Origin of the sequence: Nocardioides sp. Bht2 (genome assembly GCF_047308515.1) — a bacterium.
GTDB lineage: Bacteria > Actinomycetota > Actinomycetes > Propionibacteriales > Nocardioidaceae > Nocardioides.
The window spans coordinates 1,042,011-1,064,264 of sequence record NZ_JBLBWI010000001.1 but is presented as its reverse complement, the minus strand read 5'-3'; the positions used below and the strand labels follow the sequence as shown (position 1 = coordinate 1,064,264).

Sequence of the window (22,254 nt, the reverse complement as noted above, 5' to 3'; positions counted from 1 at the left end):
AGATCGAGCCTGTCGAGATCACCTGCCCGCAGATCGAGCCTGTCGAGATCACCTGCCCGCAGATCGAGCCTGTCGAGATCACCTGAGCCGGTCTCGACAAGCTCGACCACCGGAACACCCCGACCACCGGAACACCTCGACCACCGGAACAGCCGACCGCAGAGATGCGAAGCGCCCCGCGACAGTGTCGCGGGGCGCTTCGACGTCAGACGCTCAGGAGAGAGCAGCCACCCGGACGCCGATCAGGGCGAGCGAGATCAGCACGACGCCGGCCACAGCCAGCGCCTGCCAGAGCCCGCGTCGTTCACGGGGCGCGTAGACGATGCCGAGCGTGAGCAGGGCACCGCCGATGAAGCCACCGAGATGGCCCTGCCACGAGATGTTCGGAACCATGAAGGTGATCACCACGTTGATCGCCAACCAGCCAAGCAACGGCCGAGCGTCGGCGCCGACCTTGCGGACCAGCACCACCAAGGCCGCGAGCAGTCCGAAGACCGCACCCGAGGCACCGAGCGTCGTACCGCTGGCGCCGCCGAGCAGCATCACGGCTGCCGAGCCGGTCAACGCGGAGCCGAGGTAGACGGCGAGCAGCCGGACCCGGCCGAGCGCCGCCTCGAGCTGCGGTGCGAGGAACCAGACGGCCAGCAGGTTGAACAGGATGTGGAAGATCTCCACATGGGTGAAGGCGCTGGTGATCAGCTGCCACCAGGCGCCGTCCGCCACTCCGGACTGCCAGGTGACCCCCGCTCCTCGGCAGGTCGCCTCGGTGGCCTGCGGGTAGTACAGGGACGGATCCTCGGTGAGGGTGCACCGTCCCTGCGGCGTCAGCGCCAGTCGATCGATCCACACCGAACTCTTGCCACCGGTGACGGTGATCAGCAGCCAGACGAAGACGTTGATGCCGATCAAGGTGCCCGCCGTCAGGGCAGGGTTGGTGGACCGTTGGCCGCCATACGCCGCGCGACCGCTGCGGGTCTCCTTGGCGCCTTGCCGCACGCAGTCAGAGCATTGGAAGCCGACTGCGGCGTCGTTCATACAGTCCGGGCAGATCGGGCGTTCGCACCGTTGACACCGGATCCAGGTCTCCCGGCCCGGGTGCCGATAGCACTCGGGCGCGGGAGCAGCCTCGGACATTGAGTCAGGACCGAACGATCTCGACGGACTCGATGATCACCGGCTCGACCGGGCGGTCCATGGCGCCGGTGGCGGTGGTGCCGATGGCGTCGACGACGTCGCGGCCGGCCTGGTCGGCAACCTCACCGAAGATGGTGTGCTTGTTGGTCAGCCACGCGGTCTCGGTGGTGGTCACGAAGAACTGCGAACCGTTGGTGCCGGGGCCGGCGTTCGCCATCGCGAGCAGGTACGGCTTGGTGAAGGCCAGCTCCGGGTGGAACTCGTCCTTGAAGGTGTAGCCCGGGCCACCGGTACCGGTGCCGAGCGGGCAGCCGCCCTGGATCATGAAGTTGTCGATCACGCGGTGGAAGGTCAGGCCGTCGTAGAACGGGCCGCTGCGACCGTTGCCGCTGTCGTACTCCTTGGTGCCCTCAGCCAGGCCCACGAAGTTCTCGACGGTCGCCGGAGCGTGGTTGGGGAAGAGGTTGATGGTGATGTCGCCCCGGTTGGTCTTCAGGACGGCCTTCAGTTCAGACATGAGGAAACTCTTTCGTCTCTCGATGAAGTACGCAGGTGATTCAGCGTCTCCCCAGATCTTCCCAGCAAAGGCAACCCGCGCCAGCACCGCGCCCGTAGTTGTGCGGTCGAGTGTCGTGAAGCGGCACTGTTCCATCCCGACCACTCGCACCCTCATCGTGGACGACGACGCGGTCTTCGCCGATGCGCGCGCCGGCGAATGAGGGCGACGAACGGTTGGCCCGTCAGGGTCGATGGTGTTTGATCGTGACAAAGCAGCCAATCCGGGAGGCAAGAGATGTCCAAGCAGAACAAGGGCCTGATCGAGACCGCTACCGAGGTCGTGGAACAGGTCGCCGATCAGGTGACCCCCGTCCTCGAGTCGGCGGTGGAGACCGCACGGAAGAAGCTCGCCGAAGGCATCGAGCAGGCCACGCCTGTCGTGGAGTCCGCGATGGAGACGGCGCGCAAGAAGCTCGCCGAAGGTGTGGAGCAGGCCACCCCGGTCGTCGAATCAGCCGTGGGGACGGCACGCGAGAAGCTCGCGGACGGCGCGGTGCTGCTGCACGAGGGCCGCGAGGCTGCGACGGCCAAGCTGTCCGAGGTCGCCTCGCAGCCGGCGCCGAAGAAGTCGGGCGGCAAGCTCAAGTGGATCCTCGCCACGGGTGCGCTGGCCGTGGTGGGCGGTGCGATCTTCAAGAAGCTCAAGGCCGACCAGGGCGCCGGCGACAACTGGCAGTCGTCCTACACGCCGCCCGCGCCGGTGCGCCCCGTTGCCGAGGCCGACGACTCTGCGGCCGCGACCCCGGACGAGGCGCTCGCCGACAACGCGGCGACGCCGCACCGTGACACCACGCCTGACGACCCGGCCGAGTTCGTCGAACTCGCCGAGCCGGACGAGCTCCCGGAGCCCGACGAGATCAACCCTGACCCGGCCGAGGGCGACGACCGGCCCTGAGTCAGCGCTGAGCGGGCTTGGCGGCCGACTGCGGCGCCGCCGCGTGCGCGGCCCGGACCCGCTTGGTGGCCCGGTGCTCGGCCCAGAAGCTGAGCACCGGGATGGTGCCGCAGAGCAGGGTGACCACGGTGAAGCCCATGTCCCACTTCTCCTTGCGGGCCAGCATGAACGCGGTCACCAGGAAGATCATGTAGAGCCACCCGTGGGCGACGCCGAGGTATTCGGTGATCCCCTCGCCCAGGTTGTGCGCGGACGAACCAGCGGCCCAGATCTCCGGCGTACTGGGGAAGATCCCCCACATCCCGGTGCCGTCGAAGTTCGCCAGCGGCACACCGATCAGGATCAGGACGACCAGCAGGACACCGACGATGGTCGCCATCACCCGGTAGCGGGTCAGCGCAGAGTTCTTCACGGCTGCGAGCGTACCGAGCCGTCGGAAACGGGGGCCTCGTCGGGCTCGGTGCTCGTGACGGCGGTCTCGTCGGCCTGGTCGACCGCGGACTCGCCATCTTCAGCGCTGGCAGGCTTTTCGTCGGGCTCGTCGTCGTCAAGATCGTCGTCATCCTCGAACTGGTCGCGCACCCAGCGCCCCCAGACGAAGACCACGAATCCACCGAAGATGAACCACTCGATCGCATAGAGCAGGTTCTTCAGCGCCGTCGTCCCGGCCGACTTGGGCAACTGCTCCAAGGTGGCCTGCTTCAAGCCATCGGTACCGGAGTTGACGGCGTCGTCCCCGACCGGCCAGGCGCCTTCGGCTGCCTTGTCGGCCACCACGCCGTAGGCGCTGTAGAGGTCGCTGTCGACGTGCCGGATGACGTCGGCGATCCGTAGCTGCGGCAGCAGGTTGTCGGTGACGTCGGTGTCGACGTCGCCGGTGCCCTCACCCGGCTGGAGCCAGACCACCATCTCGGCCGGGCCCGTCGGGGGTGCCGGTGCGGCGGCGATCTCCGGCGTCCAACCCCGGACCACCATCAGGGCGGAGCCGTCGGCCACCTGCAACGGCGTCGTCACCCAGTAGCCCTCGACCCCGTCCATCTTCCGGCCGCTGACGAACATGGTGCCCTGCGGCATCCAGGTGCCGTCGACGATCACCGGGTGGCCGACGTACTGGCCGGGGAAGCCGTCGTCCGGACCCATCACCTCGGCGAGCGGGACCGGCTCGATCCGGGTCAGATCCGCCGCTTCCGACGCGCGGCGCTCGGACCAGGCCTGGTACTGCCAGACGCCGAAGCCGGCAGCTCCCAGCGTCAGGACCAGCGCCAACAGGTGGGCTCCCCAGTAACGCGGAGCGAGCAGATTCTTGCGGGGCGGCACCCATCAACTCTACGGAGTCATCACAACTTCACCTGACGCGGGCGGGCGGCTGCACTACGGTCGGTGGGATGAGCGTTCACCACCTCAACTGCGGCAGCCTGCGACCGGTCGGCGGATTCGGCGGAAAGATGGCGCCCACGCGGGTCGTCTGCCATGTCCTGGTAGTCGAACGGGCCGACGGACTGCTGCTGGTGGACACCGGCTTCGGCACCGCTGACATCGCCGAGCCGACCCGACTCGGGCGTCCATTCGTGGCAGGGATGCGACCGAAGTTGGACGTCGAAGAGTCGGCGATCAGCCAACTCAAGGCGCTCGGCTACGCCGCCAGCGACGTTCGCGACATCGCCCTGACCCACATGGATCTCGACCATGCCGGCGGGATCGGTGACTTCCCGCAGGCGCAGGTCCACGTCGACGTGGTCGAACTCGACGCGGCCCGCAACCCGAAGCTCAGCGAACGCTCCCGCTACCGCAAGGTGCAGTGGTCGCACGGGCCCGAGTTCGTCACCCATCAGAGTGGCGGCGACGACTGGTTCGGGTTCAGCGGCGTCAAGGCGCTCGGGGACGACGTGCTGTTGATCCCGTTGCGCGGGCATTCGCGTGGCCACAGCGGTGTTGCGGTCCGGGACGGCGACCGCTGGCTGCTGCACGCCGGCGACTCGTACTTCTTCCACGGTGAGGTGGAGACGCCGGCACGCACGGCGCCGGGACTGACCGGTTTCCAGACCTTGATGGCCGCCGACAACCGGGCCCGGAAGGAGAACCAGGAGCGCCTGCGTTCGTTGGTCGCCGACCACCCGGAGGTCGTTCTCTTCTCGGCACACGACGAGGTCGAGTTCAGCCGGTTGAGCTGAGCCTCAGAGGCCGGTGGGCTCCGCCATCGGCGTCGCCTCGTTGCAGACCGCGAACGGGACCCTTCCGGCGAGCACCAGGTTGGCGGCCGCGACCGGGTTCCGGACCTGGGCGCCGATCCGCCCGGTCATCGGGTCGGCCACGGTGAGCCCGCGGAAGCCGTCGGGCCAGTCGATCGGACCGGTCTCGGGCCACACCTCCATCAGGTCGGCCCGCTGGTGGAGGTCGGCGCGTTCGGGCTGCTCGTCGCTCTCCGGGGTGAGTCGCGCGGTCAGCACCTGACTGTCGAAGTTGACCGCCCACGCCGTCAACGGACGCAGATACCGGATATCCACCTTGCTCAGCAGTGACTCCTGGTCCTCGACCGTGGCGTCGTCGCCGAGGGCTTCGGCGAACGGCACGCAGTCGGTGCGCAGGTAACTGGCCTCGGCGTCCTTGTCGAGGAGGTCGGCCAGACCTGGAACGGAGGCCAGAACGGCGTCGCCCTCCCCCGCGATGTGCCGCACCAGAAGCCGTTCCTTGGCCATCACCGTGGCGCCGCGCAGGCCGGTGGCCCGATCAGCGACCGCACGGCGCACCGCTGCCATCTCCTGGCCGCGACGGAAGGAGACGACGTAGCCGGCGCCGTCAGGGGTGTCGAAGCGCGCCTCCCAAGCGACGTCATCCTGGCCGAAGCCGTAGTCCAACCAGAGCCGCGACGCCTGGTCGCGGAGTAGCCCTTGGGTGAGGGCCGGGGTCTCGGTCCGGACCCGCTCCCAGAAGGCGTTCCGGTCGGTCATCAGCGACTCGCTGGTGAGCCTGGGGTAGCCGAGCCGTTCCCGAAGCTGACGGAAGTCGGTCAGCGTGACCTCGCCTGCGTCGGCGGGGATGAGCGCCAGCGCCTGGCGCGGATCGGTGGCGGGTGTACCGGGTTCGATCGTGACGTCGTCCGGAATCGCCTGACTGTCGACCGCAGTGGGTGCCGAGCTGGCGTTCGGTGAACCTGTGGCATCGTCGCCGGCGTCGGTGCTGCAGGCCCCCAGCACCGCACCGAGCAGCAGCCCAGGCAGCAGCGCCACCCAAGGCCGCATCGAACGAGACGTCACTCCCCCAGTCTGCCAACGCCGCCCGCGCCTCACAGCCGAAGCACCCGCTCGACGTCGCCGAGCCACGTGACTCTGACGACACCGGATTCCCTCACATTCGGCGATGCCGCGCAGTCACGCCGTACCGCATCCTGCAGAGGTCCACACAGCGATCCCCTCGCTCGGACCGCGGGTCGGTGGGTGCCCCGATTCGCCCGCCGGCCCGCTTCGGCGTGCTCAGGCCGCCCTCAACTGTCGGATGCTCCCCGCAAAGTGCTCCCACGGGCATTGAGCACCCCGGGGGATGTGAACTACAGTTGACAGCACGGATCATCAAGACGGACCACTTCGACACGTGGATCAGACACCTGAAGGACATTCGCGCCGCTGCCCGTATCCGGGTCCGCATCGAACGACTAGCGGCTGCCCCGGCGACGCGAGACCGGTAGGTGACGGGGTCAGCGAACTGCGTATCGACCATGGCCCGGGATACCGGGTCTACTACCTGCAGCAACGAGACATCGTGATCGTGCTTCTCTGCGGTGGAGACAAGTCATCCCAGACAAGCGACATCAGACGAGCACGAGCACTTGCGAAGGAGTGGAGGAATCATGGGATCCGTTGAGTTCTCTGACTACGAATCAGCCGACTACCTGACCTCTCTCGACCACATCACCGCCTATCTTGAAGCGGTTCTCGAGGAGGCCGGCGACGACCCTGCGTACATCACGCAAGCCCTCGGCACCATCGCCCGTGCGCAGAACTTCAGTGAGCTCGCCCGCAAGGTCGGCATGAGCCGGGAAGGTCTCTACAAGGCACTCTCAGCAGACGGCAACCCGAGTTTCGCGACGATCGTCAAGGTAGCGAACGCGCTGGGCCTTGAGATCGCATTCCGGGCAAGCGCCTAACCCGCCCGCTCAATGTGACCTGACGGCGCGAAAACGGCCCGAAAGTGGACTGTGAGGTCACATTGAAATGAAGAAAAACCCGGAGTGGAGCCTCCGGGTCTTCCAGTGGAGCCTAGGGGACTCGAACCCCTAACCCCCTGCTTGCAAAGCAGGTGCGCTACCAATTGCGCCAAGGCCCCGTTTCGGCCACCAGGGTGGCCGGGCGGTGTCAGACGTTCTTGTTGACGTCGTCCGTTGCTGCTGCCCAGAGTGCCTGCTCCTGCTTGGACTCGTCCAACTTCTTCTTCGCGAAGATGGCGCCTGCGGCGGCAAGTGCGATGAGAAGTAGCTTCTTCATGAGAGTCTCCCTTGGTAGTGGTTGGACTCGTCCAATAATGCGGTACACACACAAACTGGGTGGGCCTAACAGGACTTGAACCTGTGACCTCTTCCTTATCAGGGAAGCGCTCTAACCGTCTGAGCTATAGGCCCCTTGCGACTGGTGAAGACTATCCCAGCGCCCTCGCTGGCACCAAACCGGGGGCCCGCTCGGTCCCGCGGCCGACCCGGGACGTCATACGGAGTGGGGGAGCGGGTGCTCCGTCCGTATGACGTCCGCGAGGTTAGTGACTCAGCGCTCCTCTTCGGAGAGCGTCACTTCGACGCCGCCGAGCAGCGCTGCGGCCATGTTGTACAGATACGCGGTCAGGGTGGCGATCGCGGTGATCAGGATGACGTCGATGACCGCCACCAGCATCGTGAAGCCCATCACCCGGCCGGTGCCGAGGTAGTTCTCGACGGCGAAGTTCGTGCCGTCCTCACCACCGATCACGTCGTGCACCATCTGGTTGATCGAGTCCCACACGCCGGCCGCACCGAGGACCATCCAGACGATCCCGACCGCGACGACGGTGACCACGCCGAACGCCACCGACAGCAGGAACGACGTCTTCATCACCGACCACGGGTCGACGCGGGTCAGCCGCAGCCTGGCCCGCCGTGGACGGCGGCCACCCGACGACTCGGCGGCCGCGGTTGCCGCGTCCTCCGACTCCGGGTTGGCGTTGGCGCGCATCTGGTCCGCCGCTGAGTTGATCGCGGTACGAAACCGCGCGGTCAGCGGTTCCTTCTGGCTCTCCGACATCGACTACTCACCGTTCTCGGTCGTGGAGGGGGCATCGGGCGTGGCTTCGATTGTCGCATCCGCCTGGTCAGCGGCCCCGTTCTCGGCGGCGTCAGCGGCCGCACCTTCCACCACTTCGCCCTCGACGACGATCGGCTCGCCGTTCTCGTCGAGCTCCACCTCGTCCTCGTCACGGCTCTCCACCGATCGGGTGACGACGGCGACCGAGTCCTTCTTCTTCGGCGTCACGAACTTCACACCCTGGGTGGCCCGTCCGGTCGGTCGGAAGTCGGCGTTGATCGGGCTCCGGACGACCTGACCGCTCTGCGTGATGGTCAGGATCTCGTCGCCGTCCTCGACGATGAAGGCACCGACCAGGACGCCGCGGTCCTCGTTGGCCAACGTCATCGCCTTGACGCCCTTGGTGCCACGGTTGGTCAACCGGTACTCGTTGATCCGGGTGCGCTTGGCGTAGCCGCCATCGGTCATCGTGAAGACGTACTGGACCTTGGCGCCGGACTCCTCGTCGGCGTTCTCAGCGGCCGCGTCAGCAGCGCGGATCACCGACATGGAGAGCACCGAGTCGCCCTCGGCGGTCGACATACCGGTAACACCGGAGGTCGCCCGACCCATCGGGCGCAGCTGGCCGTCGTCCGCGGTGAACCGCACCGCCTGGCCCTTGCGCGAGACCAACAGGATCTCGTCGTCGGGGGAGACCAGTTCGGCACCGATCAGGACGTCGTCCTCCTCGCGGAAGTTGATCGCGATGACGCCGGCCTGGCGCGGCGAGTTGTAGTCGCCCAGTCGCGTCTTCTTGACCAGGCCGCTCCGGGTGGCGAGCACCAGGTAGGGCGCCTGGTCGTAGTCGCGGATCGCCAACACCTGGGCGATCGACTCGTCCGGCTGGAACGACAGCAGGCCGGCCACGTGCCCGCCCTTGGCGTCACGCGACGCCTCGGGAAGGTTGTAGGCCTTGGTCCGGTAGACCCGGCCGGCGGTGGTGAAGAAGAGCAGCCAGTGGTGGTTGGTGGTCGAGATGAAGTGCTCGACCACGTCATCGCCACGCAGGCTCGCGCCGCGCACGCCCTTACCGCCACGCTTCTGGGTACGGTACTGGTCGGCACGGGTCCGCTTGGCGTAGCCACCGCGGGTGATGGAGACGACGAGCTCCTCGTCGGGGATCAGGTCTTCCATCGAGAGGTCGCCGTCGGCGGCGATCATCTGCGAACGACGCGGGGTGCCGAACTTCTCGACGATCTCGCCGAGCTCGTCGATCACGATCTGACGCTGACGGGCCTCGTTGGCGAGGATGTCGTTGAGGTCGGCGATCTCGCGCTCGAGCTCCGCCAAGCGGTCCATGATCTTCTGGCGCTCGAGAGCGGCCAGACGACGCAGCTGCATGTCGAGGATCGCCTGTGCCTGCAGCTCGTCGATGTCGAGCAGGTCGATCAGGCCGTTGCGGGCCTCCTCGACGTCGGGGGAGCGGCGGATCAGCGCGATCACGTCGTCGAGGGCGTCGAGCGCCTTCACCAGACCGCGGTAGATGTGCGCCTGCTCCTCGGCACGCCGCAACCGGTAACGGGTCCGGCGCTGGATGACCTCGATCTGGTGGGTGCACCAGTTGGTGATGAACTGGTCGATCGTCAACGTACGCGGGACGCCGTCGACCAGCGCCAACATGTTGGCGCTGAAGTTGGTCTGCAGTTCCGTGTGCTTGAACAGGTTGTTGAGCACCACGCGGGCCACGGCGTCGCGGCGCAGCACCACGACCAGGCGCTGACCGGTCCGCGACGAGGTGTCGTCACGGACGTCGGAGATGCCCTGGACGCGACCGGAGTCGGCCAGTTCGGCGATCTTCAGCGCCAGGTTGTCCGGGTTCACCATGTACGGGAGCTCGGTGATGACCAGGCAGGTGCGGCCCTTGGCGTCCTCGTCGATCTCGACGACGGCACGCTGCGGGATCGAGCCACGACCGGTCCGGTAGGCCTCCTCGATGCCGGCGCGGCCGACGATCAGCGCACCGTTCGGGAAGTCCGGGCCCTTGATCCGCTCGATGATCGCGGCCTGCTGCTCCTCGCGCTCGGCGTCGGGGTTCTGCAGAACCCAGGTCGCAGCAGCGGCGACCTCGCCGAGGTTGTGCGGCGGGATGTTGGTGGCCATACCGACGGCGATACCGGCGGAGCCGTTGACCAGGAGGTTCGGGAACCGGGCCGGCAGGATGGTCGGCTCGGAGGAGCGACCGTCGTAGTTCGGCTGGAAGTTGACGGTCTCCTCGTCGATGTCGCGGACCATCTCCATGGCCAGCGGTGCCATCTTGCACTCGGTGTAACGCATGGCCGCTGCGGGGTCGTTACCCGGCGAGCCGAAGTTTCCTTGGCCGAGGATCAGCGGCGCACGCATCACCCACGGCTGCGCGAGGCGGACCATCGTGTCGTAGATCGCGGTGTCACCGTGCGGGTGGTACTGACCCATCACGTCGCCGACGACGCGCGAGCACTTCGAGAAGCCGCGGTCGGGGCGGTAACCGCCGTCGTACATCGCGTAGAGCACGCGACGGTGTACCGGCTTCAGGCCGTCACGGACGTCGGGCAGCGCACGGCCGACGATGACCGCCATCGCGTAGTCGATGTAGGAGCGCTGCATCGAGGTCTGCAGTTCGATCTGGTCGACCCGGCCGCCGCCGCCGTCGCCGCCGCTCCCACCGGTGGAGGCGCCCACCTCTGCGGGGATGTTCTCGGGTGTGTTCTCGCTCAAGAGAGTTCCTTCTGAAGTGTTCTACTCGACTCTAAGTTTTTTTCTAGATACTCAGATATCGAGGAATCGAACGTCTTTAGCGTTGCGTTGGATGAAGGAGCGACGCTGTTCCACGTCCTCGCCCATCAGGATCGAGAAGATCTCGTCGGCGTGTGCTGCGTCGTCGAGCGTGACCTGCAGCAGCAGGCGCTGCTCCGGGTCCATCGTGGTCTCCCACAGCTCGTCGGCGTTCATCTCACCGAGACCCTTGTACCGCTGCACCGGGTTCTCCTTGGGCAGCTTCTTGCCCGACTCCAGGCCGGCCTTCATCAAGGCGTCGCGCTCGGCGTCGGAGTAGACGAACTCGTGCTCGTGCGGCTTGTTCCAGCGCAGGCGGTAGAGCGGCGGCTGCGCCATGTAGACGTAGCCACCCTCGATCAGCGGCTTGAGGAAGCGGAACAGCAGCGTCAGCAGCAGCGTATTGATGTGGTGGCCGTCGACGTCGGCGTCAGCCATCAGCACGATCTTGTGGTAGCGCAGCTTGTCGATGCTGAACTCTTCGTGGATACCGGTACCGGCGGCCGAGATGATGGCCTGGACCTCGGCGTTGCCCAGGACCTTGTCGATCCGGGCCTTCTCCACGTTGAGGATCTTTCCGCGGATCGGCAGGATCGCCTGGATCCGCGGGTCGCGGCCCTGCTTGGCCGAGCCACCTGCGGAGTCACCCTCCACAATGAAGACTTCACACTCTTCGGGGTTGGTCGACTGGCAGTCGGCCAGCTTGCCGGGGAGACCACCGCCGCCGAGCAGACCCTTACGGTTGCGGGCCAGGTCGCGGGCCTTGCGGGCCGCGATCCGCGCGGTGGCCGCAGCCTGCGCCTTGCGGATGATCTCCTTGCCCTCGCCCGGGTTCTGCTCGAGCCAGGCACCGAGCTGGTCGTTGACGACCGACTGCACGAAGCCCTTCGCCTCGGTGTTGCCGAGCTTGGCCTTGGTCTGGCCCTCGAACTGCGGCTCGGAGATCTTCAGGCTGATGATCGCGGTCAGGCCTTCGCGGATGTCATCGCCGGTGAGCCGATCTTCCTTCTTCTTGATCAGGCCCCACTCTTCACCCCAGCGGTTGATCAGCGAGGTGAGCGCCGAACGGAAGCCCTCCTCGTGGGTACCGCCCTCGGGGGTGTTGATGTTGTTGGCGAAGGTGTGCACCGACTCGTTGTACGAGGAGATCTGCCACTGCATGGCGACCTCGAGGCTCATCGGGTTGGCCACCGAGTCACCGGTCTCCGCCTCGAAGGCGATGATCGGGGAGATCGGCTGCTTGCGCCGGTTGAGGAAGTCGACGTAGTCGGCGAGACCGCGCTCGAACTGGAAGACCTGCTCCAGCGCGGTGCGACCGTCGACCTCGGCAGCGTGAACCTCTGCGGCGCCGTCGCTGGCGCCGGTGCCGTCGGAGACCGCCTCGGCGATCTCGCTGGCCTGGGCACGGAGGTCGCGAAGCTCGATCCGCAGGCCCTTGTTCAGGAACGCCATCTCCCGGAACCGGGTCGAGATCGTCTCCAGCGTGTAGGAGGTCGTCTCGAAGATGTCGGGGGAGGCCCACCAGGTGACGGTGGTACCGGTCCGCTCGCCCTCCTCCAACTCGCGCACCTGGCGCAGCGGGTAGTCCGGGACGCCGATCGAGAACTCCTGCTCCCACAGGTAGCCGCGGTTCTTGATCTCCAGACGAAGGTGCGTGGAGAGCGCGTTCACCACCGAGGAGCCGACGCCGTGCAGACCGCCGGAGACCTTGTAGCCACCACCGCCGAACTTTCCACCGGCGTGCAGAACGGTGAGAGCGAGCGTCGCCGCCGGCAACTCCTGACCGGGAGCCGTTCCGGTCGGGATACCGCGGCCGTTGTCCTCGACGCTGATCGATCCGTCGTCGTTGAGCGTCACCTTGATGGTGTCGCAGTAGCCGGCGAGGGACTCGTCCACGGCGTTGTCGACGATCTCCCAGATCAGGTGGTGCAGGCCCCGCTCACCGGTCGAACCGATGTACATACCGGGTCGCTTGCGCACCGCCTCGAGACCCTCGAGAACCTGAATCGCCGATGCGTCGTAGGTGTCGCCCTCGGTTGGGGCACTCGACTTGAGTTCGGTGGAATTCTCGACAGCTTCGTTCTCGCTCACGCGTTCCTCTATCTGATGTAGGACATGCAGAGGGTCGCGGCACGGCGATCTAGAACCTGGCCCAGCGACCCACCCGCCATCTTACCCCGCAGGCGCGACGAATCCCCGCAAGTAGCCCTGAGCCTGGGGATAAACTGCGAGAAATGTGCCTCTAGAACGCTCGCAAACCCATCTGCAACGCCCTAATAGGGGGTCTGATGAGTCCCCATACCTATGAGGAGCGCTTAGAACGGCAGAACGGGCACCATGGCGCTGGCCGGCCTCGGTCGGCTCCCCGCTCCGGTCAAGGCTCGCTTCGCCGTCGACCTCAGCCGTAGGTGTCGCGCGGCCCACGACCGTCGCGACTGGTGAGCCGTCCCTTGCGCCAGGTCGGCAGGTTCGGCCCCTCGACCTCGATCACCACCACGGTTCCGTGGCCGAGATCCTCGTTCAAGCGGCGTACCAGCGTCGGTGCCAGCAACCGCAACTGAGTGGCCCAGGCGGTCGAATCGGTCCGGACCGAGAGCTTGCCGTCGGCGAAGGCGATCGGCGTGCAGTGCTGCGCCACCTCGTCGCCGACGATGCTCGGCCACCGTCCGAAGACGCCGTGCACCCGGAGATCCAGCGCCCAGCCGAGGTCGGAGACCAGGCGGCCCATCGTCGAGTCCAACAGTTGCGGATCCCGCTCGTCCGGATGGGCACCCGACGACTTCGGCACACCCGTGCGCCGGAACTTCCGTAGGCTCTTCGGCTTGCGGCGGGGCGCCGTCGACGCCGCACCGGCGGTCGCCTTGCTGATCGCGCGCGCCAGGTCGAGGCCGGAGACGTCGTGCTCACCGGCTGCCCAGAACTCGCCCTCGGGCACCTCCCTCGGTTCGCCCGGGGACGGATCACTCTCTGACGACGTCACCGCGTTCCACCTCCCCAGCTGCCACCACATGTCGGACGCCGCCCAACTCCTCAGGCACGTCGGCCCCGACCGCGGCGGTCACCAACACCTGTTCAGCGTCCTTGACGAGGCTGGCCAGCTGGTTACGCCGTTCGGTGTCCAACTCGGCGAAGACGTCGTCCAAGATCAGGATCGGGTCATCGCCCTCGCTACGCAACAGGTCGTAGGAGGCCAACTTCAACGCCAGCGCGAACGACCACGACTCCCCGTGTGAGGCATACCCCTTGACCGGGAGCCGCTGTTCGACCGAGCCCAGCGTGAAGTGCAGCTCGTCGCGGTGCGGACCGACCAGGCTGACACCGCGGTCCAGCTCGTCACGGCGGCGCACCTCGAGTTCGGCACGGATCGCCCCTTCCAACGCGGTCACCTCGGCGATCACCTCCCCCAGCTCCAGCGAGGGACGGTAGGTCAGATCGGCGTCATCGCGCCCGGCACCGCGGGCGACCGTCTGGTACGCAGCACCCAGGTAGGGCCGCAGGTCCTCGACCAACCGGATCCGCGCGGCCAGGATCTCGGCGCCGGTCCGGGCCAGGTGCTCGTCCCAGACCACCAAGGTGTCCAGGATCGTCGGATCGCTGTGCAGTGCCCGCGCACCACCGCGGGAGCGCGCCGTCTTGAGCAGGCTGTTGCGCTGCTTGAGTACCCGCTCATAGTCGGCGCGGACGCCGGCCATCCTCGGCGAGCGGAGCATCAACAGGTCATCGAGGAAACGGCGGCGATCCGACGGATCCCCCTTGACCAGAGCCAGGTCGTCGGGGGCGAAGACGACGGTACGGACCAATCCGATCAGGTCGCGGGTCCGCGGCAAGGGGGAGCGGTTGATCCGAGCCCGGTTGGCACGGCCCGGGTTGATCTCCACCTCCAACACCGCGGTCCGACCGTCCCGGACCACCGCCGCGCGGATGATCGCCTGGTCGGTCTCCGCCTTCACCAGTGGCGTGTCACTGGAGACCCGGTGTGAGGAGAGTCGACTCAGATAGTCGATCGCCTCGACCAGGTTGGTCTTGCCCTGACCGTTACGACCGACGAACGCGTTGACGCCCGGCTCAAGCGGAAGTTCCAGATCTGCGTAGGAACGGAAGTTGTGCAGCGTCAGATGAGAGACATGCATCAGGTGACGTCAGGCGCCTGAGGAGGATCGGGATGACTGGAGCGGACCGCGTGGCCGCCGAACTGGTTGCGCATCGCGGCGATCGCCTTCATTGCGGGGGAGTCGTCCTGACGGGAGACGAAACGGGCGAAGAGCGCAGCCGTGATCGCAGGCACCGGAACCGCGTTCTCGATGGCGGCCTCGACCGTCCACCGGCCCTCACCGGAATCTTCGGCAAAGCCCTTGACCTCGGACAACCCCGGATCTTCGTCGAGTGCCTTGACCATCAGGTCGAGGAGCCAGGACCGGATCACGGTTCCTTCACGCCAGGAGTCGAAGACCTCGGTGACGTTGTCGACCAGGTCGACCTTCTCCAGCAACTCCCAGCCTTCGGCGTACGCCTGCATCAAGGCGTACTCGATGCCGTTGTGCACCATCTTCGCGAAGTGGCCGGCGCCGACCTTCCCGGCGTGGACGGCGCCCGAGTCACCCTCGGGTTTCAAGGCGTCGAAGATCGGCTGGACCTTGGCGATCTCCTCGGCAGCGCCGCCGTACATCAACGCATACCCGTTGGTCGCGCCCCAGACTCCGCCGGAGACACCGCAGTCGACGAACCCGATCTGGTGGGCGGCCAGCAGTTCCGCGTGTGCCTGGTCGTCGGTCCACCGCGAGTTGCCACCATCGATGACGACGTCGCCGCTACCCAGCAGGCCGGCGAGCTCCTCGATCGTGGCCTGGGTCGGGTCCCCCGCGGGGACCATCACCCAGACGACCTTGGGGCTGGGCAACTGCTCGACCATCGCCGCCAGCGAGTCGGCATCGGCCAACTCGGGGTTGCGGTCGTAGCCCACCACCTCGTGCCCGGCCGCACGCAGCCGGGCACGCATATTTCCGCCCATCTTGCCGAGTCCGACGAGTCCGATCCTCACGGTGACCTCCTCGAGGTGGGCGGATGGGGGAGTGGTTTCAGGAGAGCAGGCGGCGCGGCATCAGCAGGTAACGGAATCCGCCGCCCTCTGCGCCGTCGCTGGTTCCGCTCATCACGACCGGCTTGGTCGACTGGGTGAAGGCCAGCTCGACGACCGGCTCCTCGATCGCGCCCAGACCGTCGAGCAGGAAGCCGGGGTTGAAGCCGGTGGTGATGTCGTCACCGTCGATCACGGCCTCGATCGACTCACTTGCCTGCGCCTCGTCGCCGGAGCCGGCGTCGAGGGTGAGCACACCGTCGCTGAACGCGAGCTGGACCGCGGTGTTGCGCTCGGCGACCAGGGAGACGCGCTTGACCGACTCGATCAACGCCTCGCGGTCGACGGTGGCGGTGGTGAGGTGCTCAGCCGGGAAGAGACTGCGAACCTTCGGGAACTCGCCGTCGAGCAGACGCGTCGTGGTCCGGCGGGTACCGCCTGGTGCGGTGCCTTCGAAACCGATGATGCCGTCGCCTGCTCCGCTGGCGGAGAGCGCGATGGTGATCTCAGCGCCGGAGCTCAGCGACTTGGCGGTGTCGGCGAGGACCTTGGCAGGCACCAGCGCGGCGACGGTCTCGTCAGGCGTACCCGGGTTCCACGGGATCTCGCGCAGCGACAACCGGAAACGGTCGGTCGCGAGCAGCGAGATGGTGGCGCCGTCGATCTCGATCCGGACACCGGTCAGCACGGGAAGCATGTCGTCACGGCCAGCCGCGGTGACGGCCTGGCTGACGGCGCGGGCGAAGACGTCGCTGCGCACCGTGCCGGTGGCAGCCGGCATCTGCGGCAGTGAGGGGTACTCCTCGACCGGCAGCGTCTGCAGGCTGAACCGAGCCGAGCCACAGGTCAACGAGACCCGGGCGCCGTCAAGGACCATCTCGACCGGCTTGTTCGGCAGGCTCTTGCAGATGTCGGCCAACAGACGACCGCTGACGAGCGCCTTGCCCTCGTCACTCACCTCGGCAGTGAGCTCGGCGCGGGCCGACGTCTCGTAGTCGAAGGTGGAGAGCACAAGGCCCTGGTCCGTGGTTTCGATGAGCAAGCCAGCAAGGACGGGGACGCTCGGCCGGATCGGCAGGCTACGAGCAGCCCAGGCCACAGCATCGGCGAGCACGTCACGCTCGACGCGGAACTTCACGTAACTCTTCCTCCGGTGCGATCAGTGAGAGCGAATAACAAGTCCTGAGCCTGCATCCTGCCATGCGATGCAGCAGCGAGGGGAGGCCTGGGCCCCTCTCGCCCGCTTCTGGGTTCTTGTCATTCGTTGGTCATCCACAGCTGGGCGGGCAGTTGGGGGTTGGCGGGTTTTGGGAGGCATGAATTGCTCTCACAGTTGTCATAGGGTCGGTGGAAATTGTGGAGAACTCGCCTTTCCGCAGGTCAGCGGCGAAATTTCCGTGCACAGGGGCTGTGGGAAGAGCAGTGGATGCGCTGCGAGGGGGTGTGGAACTCCGCCGGTCCGAATGACAAGTTCTCTGCTTGCCCACAGAACTACTCATTTGTGATTCGTAGGGTTCGGCGGAGTTCTCCACAGGTTGTTCAGCTCTGACGTGCCTGCATCTTGATCCGGTTCGTGAGCTCCGAGACCTGGTTGAAGACCGATCGACGCTCGGCGATGAGCTGGTTGATCTTCCGCTCGGCGTACATGACCGTGGTGTGGTCACGGTTGCCGAACTGGGCGCCGATCTTGGGCAGCGACAGATTGGTCAGCTCGCGGCACAGGTACATGGCGATCTGGCGACCCTGGACCAGGTGGCGTCCACGCGAGGGTCCGGTGAGGTCCTCGATGGTGACGCCGAAGTAAGAGGCCGTCTGCGCGATGATCGCGGCCGCGGTGATCTCCGGCTCGGCACCTTCCGGAATCAGGTCCTTGAGCACGATCTCAGCGAGGGTGGTGTCGACCTCTTGACGGTTGAGGCTGGCGAAGGCGGTGACCCGGATCAACGCGCCCTCAAGCTCACGGATGTTCGTCTGCACCTTCGAGGCGATGAACTCCAGCACGTCGGCCGGCGCGCTCATCCGCTCCATCGCCGCCTTCTTACGGAGGATCGCGACGCGGGTCTCCAGGTCGGGCGCCTGGACGTCGGTGATCAGGCCCCACTCGAACCGGCTGCGGAGACGGTCCTCAAGAGCTTCAAGGCGCTTGGGCGGCCGATCGCTGGTGAGCACGATCTGCTTGTTCGCGTTGTGCAGCGCATTGAAGGTGTGGAAGAACTCCTCCTGCGTCTGCGTCTTCCCTTCGAGGAACTGGATGTCGTCGATCAGGAGGACGTCCACGTCGCGGTAGCGACGCTGGAACGTCTCGGGTCGCTTGTCGCGGATCGCGTTGATGAATTCGTTGGTGAACTCTTCGCTGGAGACGTAGCGGACCTTGATCCCCCGGAAGAGCGCCCGGACGTAGTGGCCGACCGAGTGCAGTAGGTGGGTCTTGCCCAGTCCGGAGTCTCCGTAGATGAGGAGCGGGTTGTACGCCTTGCCCGGGGACTCGGCCACGGCGACCGCCGCCGCGTGCGGAAAGCGGTTCGACGACCCGATGACGAAGGTCTCGAAGGTGTACTTCGGGTTCAGTCGCGTCTCGAGGACGTTCGTTTGACCACTTGTCGTTTTATCGACAAAGCCACTTTCGGGGTAAGCGCTCAGGCTGGAAGCCGGCTCCGGCTCTGGCTCAGGTTCGGGTGCGATCGGCTCGGGCTCGATGTCGAGAGCCTGCTCGAGCTGAGGGTTCACCGTCACGGCGATCCGGATCTGCTGGCCGTAGGCCGCAGTCAGGGAGTCCTCGAGGCGGGTACGGAGTCGGCCCTCGAGTTGGTTGCGGGTGAACTCGTTGGGGACCGCGATGATCGCGGTGTTCTCGTGGAGGGTGACCGGCTCACTGGTGCGGAGCCAGCCGCGGTGGTTGGGCTGAAGATCGTCTACCAAGCCTCGCCAGACCTGATCGAGGTTGGGCAACTCGTCGCCGCTGGACACCGTGTGATTCTCCCTTGCTGGTCTGCCGGGCGGATGCTCGGCAAGAATTTTCTCCACAACTTTGTCCACAGGTTGTGCATGGCCAGTGCAATCGCCCAAATCTGCGACCGCCCTACCCCTGCGAATCTCGGCTCTGGATGACGTTTCGGCAGGTCAGAGCCTGTTTTACGACCAATGTGACGCGCCTCACTCCGGGGCTATGTCGAGCTGTGGATAGTGCGCTCAACTGCCTGTGGAGAGCTTGAACTTAGCCGTGTTTGTGGGTTCGGTTCAACCCGTCATCCACAGGTTTCGGCGTGCCGAGTTTGACCCTCCGATTGGCCAGCACGTACCGTTACAAGGTCGCGTCCGGTCTCGACCGGTGCCGCATGTCCACGAAGCCCCACAAAAAGGGCATCCTGGGCGGGCGGTGCCAGCCGAAGGTTGCCGTCTGTTCGGGCATCGGACGTGGACAAGCCCTGCACTCGAATATCGAAAGAGCTAATGCCGTGAGCAAGCGTACTTACCAGCCGAACAACCGTCGCCGTCACAAGGTGCACGGCTTCCGCCTGCGCATGCGTACGCGCGCCGGCCGCGCCATCCTGTCGGCTCGTCGCCGCAAGGGCCGCAACCAGCTCGCCGTCTGAGCTCTCCCGCGAAAACCTGAACGGCCTTGCTGCCGAAGGAGTCCCGTCTCACGACAGGTGACGATTTCCGTCGAGCAAGCCGTCAGGGCCGTCGAGCCGGTTCCGCAACGCTGGTTCTCCACCTCTGGGTGGGTGAACCGGGGCGGGGACCGGCTCGTGTCGGTTTCGTGGTGAGCAAGGCGGTGGGTAATGCGGTCGTTCGCAATCGCGTGCGTCGCCGACTCCGAAACCTGATCCGGGAGCACCTAGCGGTGCTTCCGGTTTCTGGCGTTCTCGTGATCCGTGCGCTTCCCGCGTCGGCCGAGGCTGACTTCGCGTCGCTCGGTGCGGATCTGGAGCACTGCTTACGGCGGTTGGTGGCATGAAGTACGACCCCCTGCGCCTGCTCATGATCGGCTTCTTGAAGCTCTATCGGCTGTTGATCAGCCCGTTGTATGGCCAGGTCTGTCGTTACCACCCGAGCTGCTCCGCCTATGCGCTGGAAGCAGTGACGGTCCACGGAAGCCTGCGCGGCGGCTGGCTGGCTCTACGCCGGCTTGGTCGCTGCCACCCGTGGGCCGACGGTGGAGTGGACCCGGTTCCCCCAGCCCGCAACAGTCCTGCCCCCTCCTGAGGAGCCTCTGTGTCCTTCTTCACCTCTATCGGCAGCTTCATCATGCAGCCGCTCTATTACGCCATCTCCGTGGTGCTGGTCGGCTGGCATAACTTCTGGAGCCTGTTTCTCGATGCAGACTCCGGTGCCGCCTGGGTGCTATCCATCGTCGGACTGACCCTGGTCATCCGCGCCGCGCTGATCCCGCTCTTCGTGAAGCAGATCAAGTCGTCGCGCAATATGCAGCTGCTCCAGCCGAAGGTGCGGGAGCTGCAGAAGAAGTACGGCCACGACCGTGAACGCCTCGCTCAGGAGACGATGGCGCTCTACAAGGAGGCGGGAACCAACCCGTTCGCCTCCTGCCTGCCGTTGTTACTGCAGATGCCGATCTTCCTCGCCCTGTTCCGCTTGCTCGACCAGGCCGCGAAGCACGAGGAAGGCCGCGGCATCCTGAGCGATGAGCGGGCCACCGAGTTCGCCCACTCCGAGCTCTTCGGTGTGCAGATCTCGAAGACCTTCATCGGCGCTGACGGCGACCTGGGCGTCCAGATCATGGCGTTGATCCTGGTCCTCGCCATGCTGGTGACCACCTTCACCACGCAGCGTCAGCTGATGACCAAGAACATGCCGGAGTCCGCGATGAGCGGCCCGTACGCCCAGCAGCAGAAGATGCTCCTCTACGTGCTGCCGGTGGTCTTCGCCGTCGGTGGTGTCGCGTTCCCGATCGGCGTCCTCTTCTACTGGACAGTGTCGAACCTCTGGACCATGGGCCAGCAGTTCTATGTGATCCGTCGTAACCCTGCTCCCGGCACGCCGGCTGCCGACGCGAAGAACGCCCGCGAGAAGGCGAAGGCCGCACGTAAGGGCCAGCCTGTCTCGAGCGACGTCATCGAGGTTGAGCCGGAGGCGGTCGAGGACCGCCCCGCACCCCGCGTCCAGCCCAAGCGCCAGACCAAGAGTCAGCGGAAGAAGGGCCCGCAGAGTCGCGGCCCGAAGAGTTCCTGACCTGCTCGTTCCCCTCCAGTACTAAGGAGTTGTGAGAAGTGACTGAAGACGTGACCACCGAGGCGCCCCGGCCCTCGAAGACCGCCCGCCTCGAGAACGAGGGCGAGATCGCCGCGGACTACCTGGAGGAACTGCTCGACATCGCAGACCTCGACGGCGACATCGACATGGACGTCGAGGGCGATCGTGCTGCCGTCTCGATCGTGGGTGCTGACCTCAAGCAGTTGGTCGGCCGCGACGGGGAGGTGCTGGAGGCTCTTCAGGAACTGACCCGCCTCGCTGTCTACCGGGAGACCGGCGAGCGCTCGCGGCTGATGCTCGACGTCGGTGGCTTCCGCGCCGCCCAGCGTGAGCGGCTCACCGAGCTCGCCGCGCAGACGGTGGCCCGGGTGAAGGAGACCGGTGCTCCGGTCTCACTCGACCCGATGTCGCCGTTCGAGCGGAAGGTCGTCCACGACGCCGTCGCTGCCGGTGGGTGCCGTTCGGAGTCCGAGGGCGCTGAGCCCCGCCGCTTCGTGGTCGTCCTTCCCGACTGAGTTTGACGATGGTGGATGTTTCACGTGAAACACCCCCTGGGCCGCCGGAGATTCCGGCGGAGGCCCGGGGGGTGTTCCCGTCTGAGCGACTTTCCCTTGCTGAGCGCTACACCGCGTGGCTGGCTGACGCCGGCGTCGTCCGCGGCCTGATCGGGCCGCGCGAGGTTCCGCGACTGTGGGAGCGCCACGTCCTGAACTGTGCCGTCGTCAATGAGGCACTTCCCTCGACGCCGTTCACGCTCTGCGACATCGGCTCAGGAGCGGGACTTCCAGGCCTGGTCCTGGCGATCATGCGGCCGGACGCAGAGATCACCTTGGTGGAGCCGCTGCTCCGGAGGACCGACTTCCTCACGGAGGTCGCCGACGATCTGGGTCTCTCGAATGTGACGGTTCACCGTGGTCGCGCTGAAGACCTGGCAGGACTGCAGCAGTTCGACGTGGTGACCTCCCGCGCGGTGGCGCCACTCGATCGACTGCTGCGTTGGTCGATGCCCTTGGTGGCGCCCACTGGTCAACTGGTCGCTATGAAGGGCTCCTCGGCAGCTGAGGAGATCGAGACGCATGCTGGGGTACTCAAGAAGCTCCGTTGTGCGCCGCCGACCATCCAGTCCGTGGGCGCCGGTGTCGTTGATCCACAGACGACAGTGGTCCGGGTTTCCTGGGCAGATCCGAGCCGAGTAAGTTTGCCGGGTGCGGGTCGTCGCACAGGTTCACCTTCGGGGAAGAAGAATCAGCGGAAGCGCCGCTAGCTAAGCGGAGTTATCCACCGGTTTTTGATGGGCGCTGAGCGTGCCTGTCCACAGAAACGCCCCG

24 protein-coding genes and 2 tRNA genes are annotated in these 22,254 nt (G+C 66.2%); 10 read left to right on the top strand and 16 right to left on the bottom strand.

Annotated features, from left to right (window positions below):
* Positions 1–213 precede the first annotated feature (213 nt).
* On the bottom strand, positions 214–1,035 hold the full coding sequence (locus ACLM5J_RS05195; protein WP_413654992.1) for a rhomboid family intramembrane serine protease: 822 nt from the start codon (positions 1,033–1,035) through the stop codon (positions 214–216).
* Positions 1,036–1,138: 103 nt separating this feature from the next.
* Positions 1,139–1,651 carry a peptidylprolyl isomerase gene (locus ACLM5J_RS05190; RefSeq protein ID WP_413654991.1) on the bottom strand — a complete coding sequence of 171 codons (513 nt, stop codon included), beginning with the start codon at positions 1,649–1,651 and terminating at the stop codon, positions 1,139–1,141.
* 276 nt (positions 1,652–1,927) lie between these two features.
* Between ACLM5J_RS05190 and ACLM5J_RS05185 the strand changes: the two genes are divergently transcribed.
* Positions 1,928–2,587 carry a hypothetical protein gene (locus ACLM5J_RS05185; RefSeq protein ID WP_413654990.1) on the top strand — a complete coding sequence of 220 codons (660 nt, stop codon included), beginning with the start codon at positions 1,928–1,930 and terminating at the stop codon, positions 2,585–2,587.
* Between the two features lies 1 nt (position 2,588).
* On the opposite strand, the gene ACLM5J_RS05180 is transcribed toward ACLM5J_RS05185, so the two are convergent.
* On the bottom strand, positions 2,589–2,999 hold the full coding sequence (locus tag ACLM5J_RS05180; RefSeq protein WP_413654989.1) for a DUF3817 domain-containing protein: 411 nt from the start codon (positions 2,997–2,999) through the stop codon (positions 2,589–2,591).
* Positions 2,996–3,904, bottom strand: coding sequence for an SURF1 family protein (locus tag ACLM5J_RS05175; protein ID WP_413654988.1), 909 nt, complete (start codon positions 3,902–3,904; stop codon positions 2,996–2,998). The genes ACLM5J_RS05180 and ACLM5J_RS05175 overlap by 4 nt, the downstream gene beginning before the upstream one ends.
* 68 nt (positions 3,905–3,972) lie before the next feature.
* Between ACLM5J_RS05175 and ACLM5J_RS05170 the strand changes: the two genes are divergently transcribed.
* Positions 3,973–4,758, top strand: coding sequence for an MBL fold metallo-hydrolase (locus tag ACLM5J_RS05170; RefSeq protein ID WP_413654987.1), 786 nt, complete (start codon positions 3,973–3,975; stop codon positions 4,756–4,758).
* Positions 4,759–4,761: 3 nt separating this feature from the next.
* Here the strand turns inward: ACLM5J_RS05170 and ACLM5J_RS05165 are convergent, their stop codons facing one another.
* On the bottom strand, positions 4,762–5,841 hold the full coding sequence (locus tag ACLM5J_RS05165) for a hypothetical protein (protein WP_413654986.1): 1,080 nt from the start codon (positions 5,839–5,841) through the stop codon (positions 4,762–4,764).
* Between the two features lie 334 nt (positions 5,842–6,175).
* Here ACLM5J_RS05165 and ACLM5J_RS05160 point away from each other — a divergent pair, with 334 nt between their 5' ends.
* Positions 6,176–6,445: a type II toxin-antitoxin system RelE/ParE family toxin gene (locus ACLM5J_RS05160; protein ID WP_413654985.1), complete on the top strand. Its 270-nt coding sequence runs from the start codon at positions 6,176–6,178 to the stop codon at positions 6,443–6,445.
* Entirely contained in the window at positions 6,432–6,728 is a 297-nt protein-coding gene (locus ACLM5J_RS05155) for an addiction module antidote protein (RefSeq protein WP_413654984.1), read from the top strand. Before ACLM5J_RS05160 ends, ACLM5J_RS05155 begins: the two co-directional genes overlap by 14 nt.
* 106 nt (positions 6,729–6,834) lie before the next feature.
* On the opposite strand, the gene ACLM5J_RS05150 is transcribed toward ACLM5J_RS05155, so the two are convergent.
* The 11 genes from ACLM5J_RS05150 to dnaA all read right to left on the bottom strand — a co-directional run bounded on the left by ACLM5J_RS05150 (position 6,835) and on the right by dnaA (position 18,682).
* Positions 6,835–6,907, bottom strand: a tRNA-Ala gene (locus ACLM5J_RS05150).
* Between the two features lie 29 nt (positions 6,908–6,936).
* Positions 6,937–7,065: a DLW-39 family protein gene (locus ACLM5J_RS05145; RefSeq protein WP_413654983.1), complete on the bottom strand. Its 129-nt coding sequence runs from the start codon at positions 7,063–7,065 to the stop codon at positions 6,937–6,939.
* A 60-nt stretch (positions 7,066–7,125) separates the two neighbouring features.
* Positions 7,126–7,199, bottom strand: a tRNA-Ile gene (locus tag ACLM5J_RS05140).
* Positions 7,200–7,338: 139 nt separating this feature from the next.
* Positions 7,339–7,851: a DUF3566 domain-containing protein gene (locus tag ACLM5J_RS05135; RefSeq protein WP_413654982.1), complete on the bottom strand. Its 513-nt coding sequence runs from the start codon at positions 7,849–7,851 to the stop codon at positions 7,339–7,341.
* A gap of 3 nt (positions 7,852–7,854) precedes the next feature.
* Positions 7,855–10,473 (bottom strand): DNA gyrase subunit A, encoded by a 2,619-nt coding sequence (gene gyrA, locus ACLM5J_RS05130; protein WP_413655007.1) that lies wholly within the window; start codon positions 10,471–10,473, stop codon positions 7,855–7,857.
* A 162-nt stretch (positions 10,474–10,635) separates the two neighbouring features.
* Entirely contained in the window at positions 10,636–12,732 is a 2,097-nt protein-coding gene (gyrB, locus tag ACLM5J_RS05125; protein WP_413654981.1) for a DNA topoisomerase (ATP-hydrolyzing) subunit B, read from the bottom strand.
* A 307-nt stretch (positions 12,733–13,039) separates the two neighbouring features.
* Positions 13,040–13,621: a DUF721 domain-containing protein gene (locus tag ACLM5J_RS05120; RefSeq protein ID WP_413654980.1), complete on the bottom strand. Its 582-nt coding sequence runs from the start codon at positions 13,619–13,621 to the stop codon at positions 13,040–13,042.
* Positions 13,602–14,771, bottom strand: coding sequence for a DNA replication/repair protein RecF (gene recF / locus ACLM5J_RS05115; protein WP_413654979.1), 1,170 nt, complete (start codon positions 14,769–14,771; stop codon positions 13,602–13,604). The genes ACLM5J_RS05120 and recF overlap by 20 nt, the downstream gene beginning before the upstream one ends.
* Positions 14,771–15,679 carry a phosphogluconate dehydrogenase (NAD(+)-dependent, decarboxylating) gene (gnd, locus tag ACLM5J_RS05110; protein ID WP_413654978.1) on the bottom strand — a complete coding sequence of 303 codons (909 nt, stop codon included), beginning with the start codon at positions 15,677–15,679 and terminating at the stop codon, positions 14,771–14,773. The genes recF and gnd overlap by 1 nt, the downstream gene beginning before the upstream one ends.
* 37 nt (positions 15,680–15,716) lie before the next feature.
* Positions 15,717–16,853 carry a DNA polymerase III subunit beta gene (gene dnaN / locus ACLM5J_RS05105; protein WP_413654977.1) on the bottom strand — a complete coding sequence of 379 codons (1,137 nt, stop codon included), beginning with the start codon at positions 16,851–16,853 and terminating at the stop codon, positions 15,717–15,719.
* Positions 16,854–17,254: 401 nt separating this feature from the next.
* Positions 17,255–18,682, bottom strand: coding sequence for a chromosomal replication initiator protein DnaA (gene dnaA, locus ACLM5J_RS05100; RefSeq protein WP_413654976.1), 1,428 nt, complete (start codon positions 18,680–18,682; stop codon positions 17,255–17,257).
* A gap of 488 nt (positions 18,683–19,170) precedes the next feature.
* On the opposite strand from dnaA, the gene rpmH reads away from it, so the two are divergent.
* From rpmH to rsmG, 6 genes are all read left to right on the top strand, one after another.
* Positions 19,171–19,308, top strand: coding sequence for a 50S ribosomal protein L34 (gene rpmH, locus ACLM5J_RS05095; protein ID WP_413654975.1), 138 nt, complete (start codon positions 19,171–19,173; stop codon positions 19,306–19,308).
* A gap of 26 nt (positions 19,309–19,334) precedes the next feature.
* Positions 19,335–19,673: a ribonuclease P protein component gene (rnpA, locus tag ACLM5J_RS05090; protein WP_413654974.1), complete on the top strand. Its 339-nt coding sequence runs from the start codon at positions 19,335–19,337 to the stop codon at positions 19,671–19,673.
* Positions 19,670–19,921 (top strand): membrane protein insertion efficiency factor YidD, encoded by a 252-nt coding sequence (yidD, locus tag ACLM5J_RS05085; RefSeq protein WP_413654973.1) that lies wholly within the window; start codon positions 19,670–19,672, stop codon positions 19,919–19,921. Before rnpA ends, yidD begins: the two co-directional genes overlap by 4 nt.
* Before the next feature lie 9 nt (positions 19,922–19,930).
* A complete protein-coding gene (gene yidC / locus ACLM5J_RS05080) occupies positions 19,931–20,905 on the top strand; it encodes a membrane protein insertase YidC (RefSeq protein ID WP_413654972.1) in 975 nt (324 codons plus the stop codon).
* A gap of 38 nt (positions 20,906–20,943) precedes the next feature.
* Positions 20,944–21,441: a protein jag gene (locus tag ACLM5J_RS05075; protein ID WP_413654971.1), complete on the top strand. Its 498-nt coding sequence runs from the start codon at positions 20,944–20,946 to the stop codon at positions 21,439–21,441.
* A 71-nt stretch (positions 21,442–21,512) separates the two neighbouring features.
* Positions 21,513–22,190: a 16S rRNA (guanine(527)-N(7))-methyltransferase RsmG gene (gene rsmG / locus ACLM5J_RS05070; RefSeq protein ID WP_413654970.1), complete on the top strand. Its 678-nt coding sequence runs from the start codon at positions 21,513–21,515 to the stop codon at positions 22,188–22,190.
* Positions 22,191–22,254 lie beyond the last annotated feature (64 nt).

Coding starts and splice junctions, on each gene's coding strand:
- ACLM5J_RS05195 (WP_413654992.1), bottom strand. CDS start 1,035: ATGAACGACGCCGCAGTCGGCTTCCAATGCTCTGACTGCGTGCGGCAA.
- ACLM5J_RS05190 (WP_413654991.1), bottom strand. CDS start 1,651: ATGTCTGAACTGAAGGCCGTCCTGAAGACCAACCGGGGCGACATCACC.
- ACLM5J_RS05185 (WP_413654990.1), top strand. CDS start 1,928: ATGTCCAAGCAGAACAAGGGCCTGATCGAGACCGCTACCGAGGTCGTG.
- ACLM5J_RS05170 (WP_413654987.1), top strand. CDS start 3,973: ATGAGCGTTCACCACCTCAACTGCGGCAGCCTGCGACCGGTCGGCGGA.
- ACLM5J_RS05155 (WP_413654984.1), top strand. CDS start 6,432: ATGGGATCCGTTGAGTTCTCTGACTACGAATCAGCCGACTACCTGACC.
- ACLM5J_RS05145 (WP_413654983.1), bottom strand. CDS start 7,065: ATGAAGAAGCTACTTCTCATCGCACTTGCCGCCGCAGGCGCCATCTTC.
- ACLM5J_RS05135 (WP_413654982.1), bottom strand. CDS start 7,851: ATGTCGGAGAGCCAGAAGGAACCGCTGACCGCGCGGTTTCGTACCGCG.
- gyrA (WP_413655007.1), bottom strand. CDS start 10,473: ATGCAGCGCTCCTACATCGACTACGCGATGGCGGTCATCGTCGGCCGT.
- recF (WP_413654979.1), bottom strand. CDS start 14,771: ATGCATGTCTCTCATCTGACGCTGCACAACTTCCGTTCCTACGCAGAT.
- yidD (WP_413654973.1), top strand. CDS start 19,670: ATGAAGTACGACCCCCTGCGCCTGCTCATGATCGGCTTCTTGAAGCTC.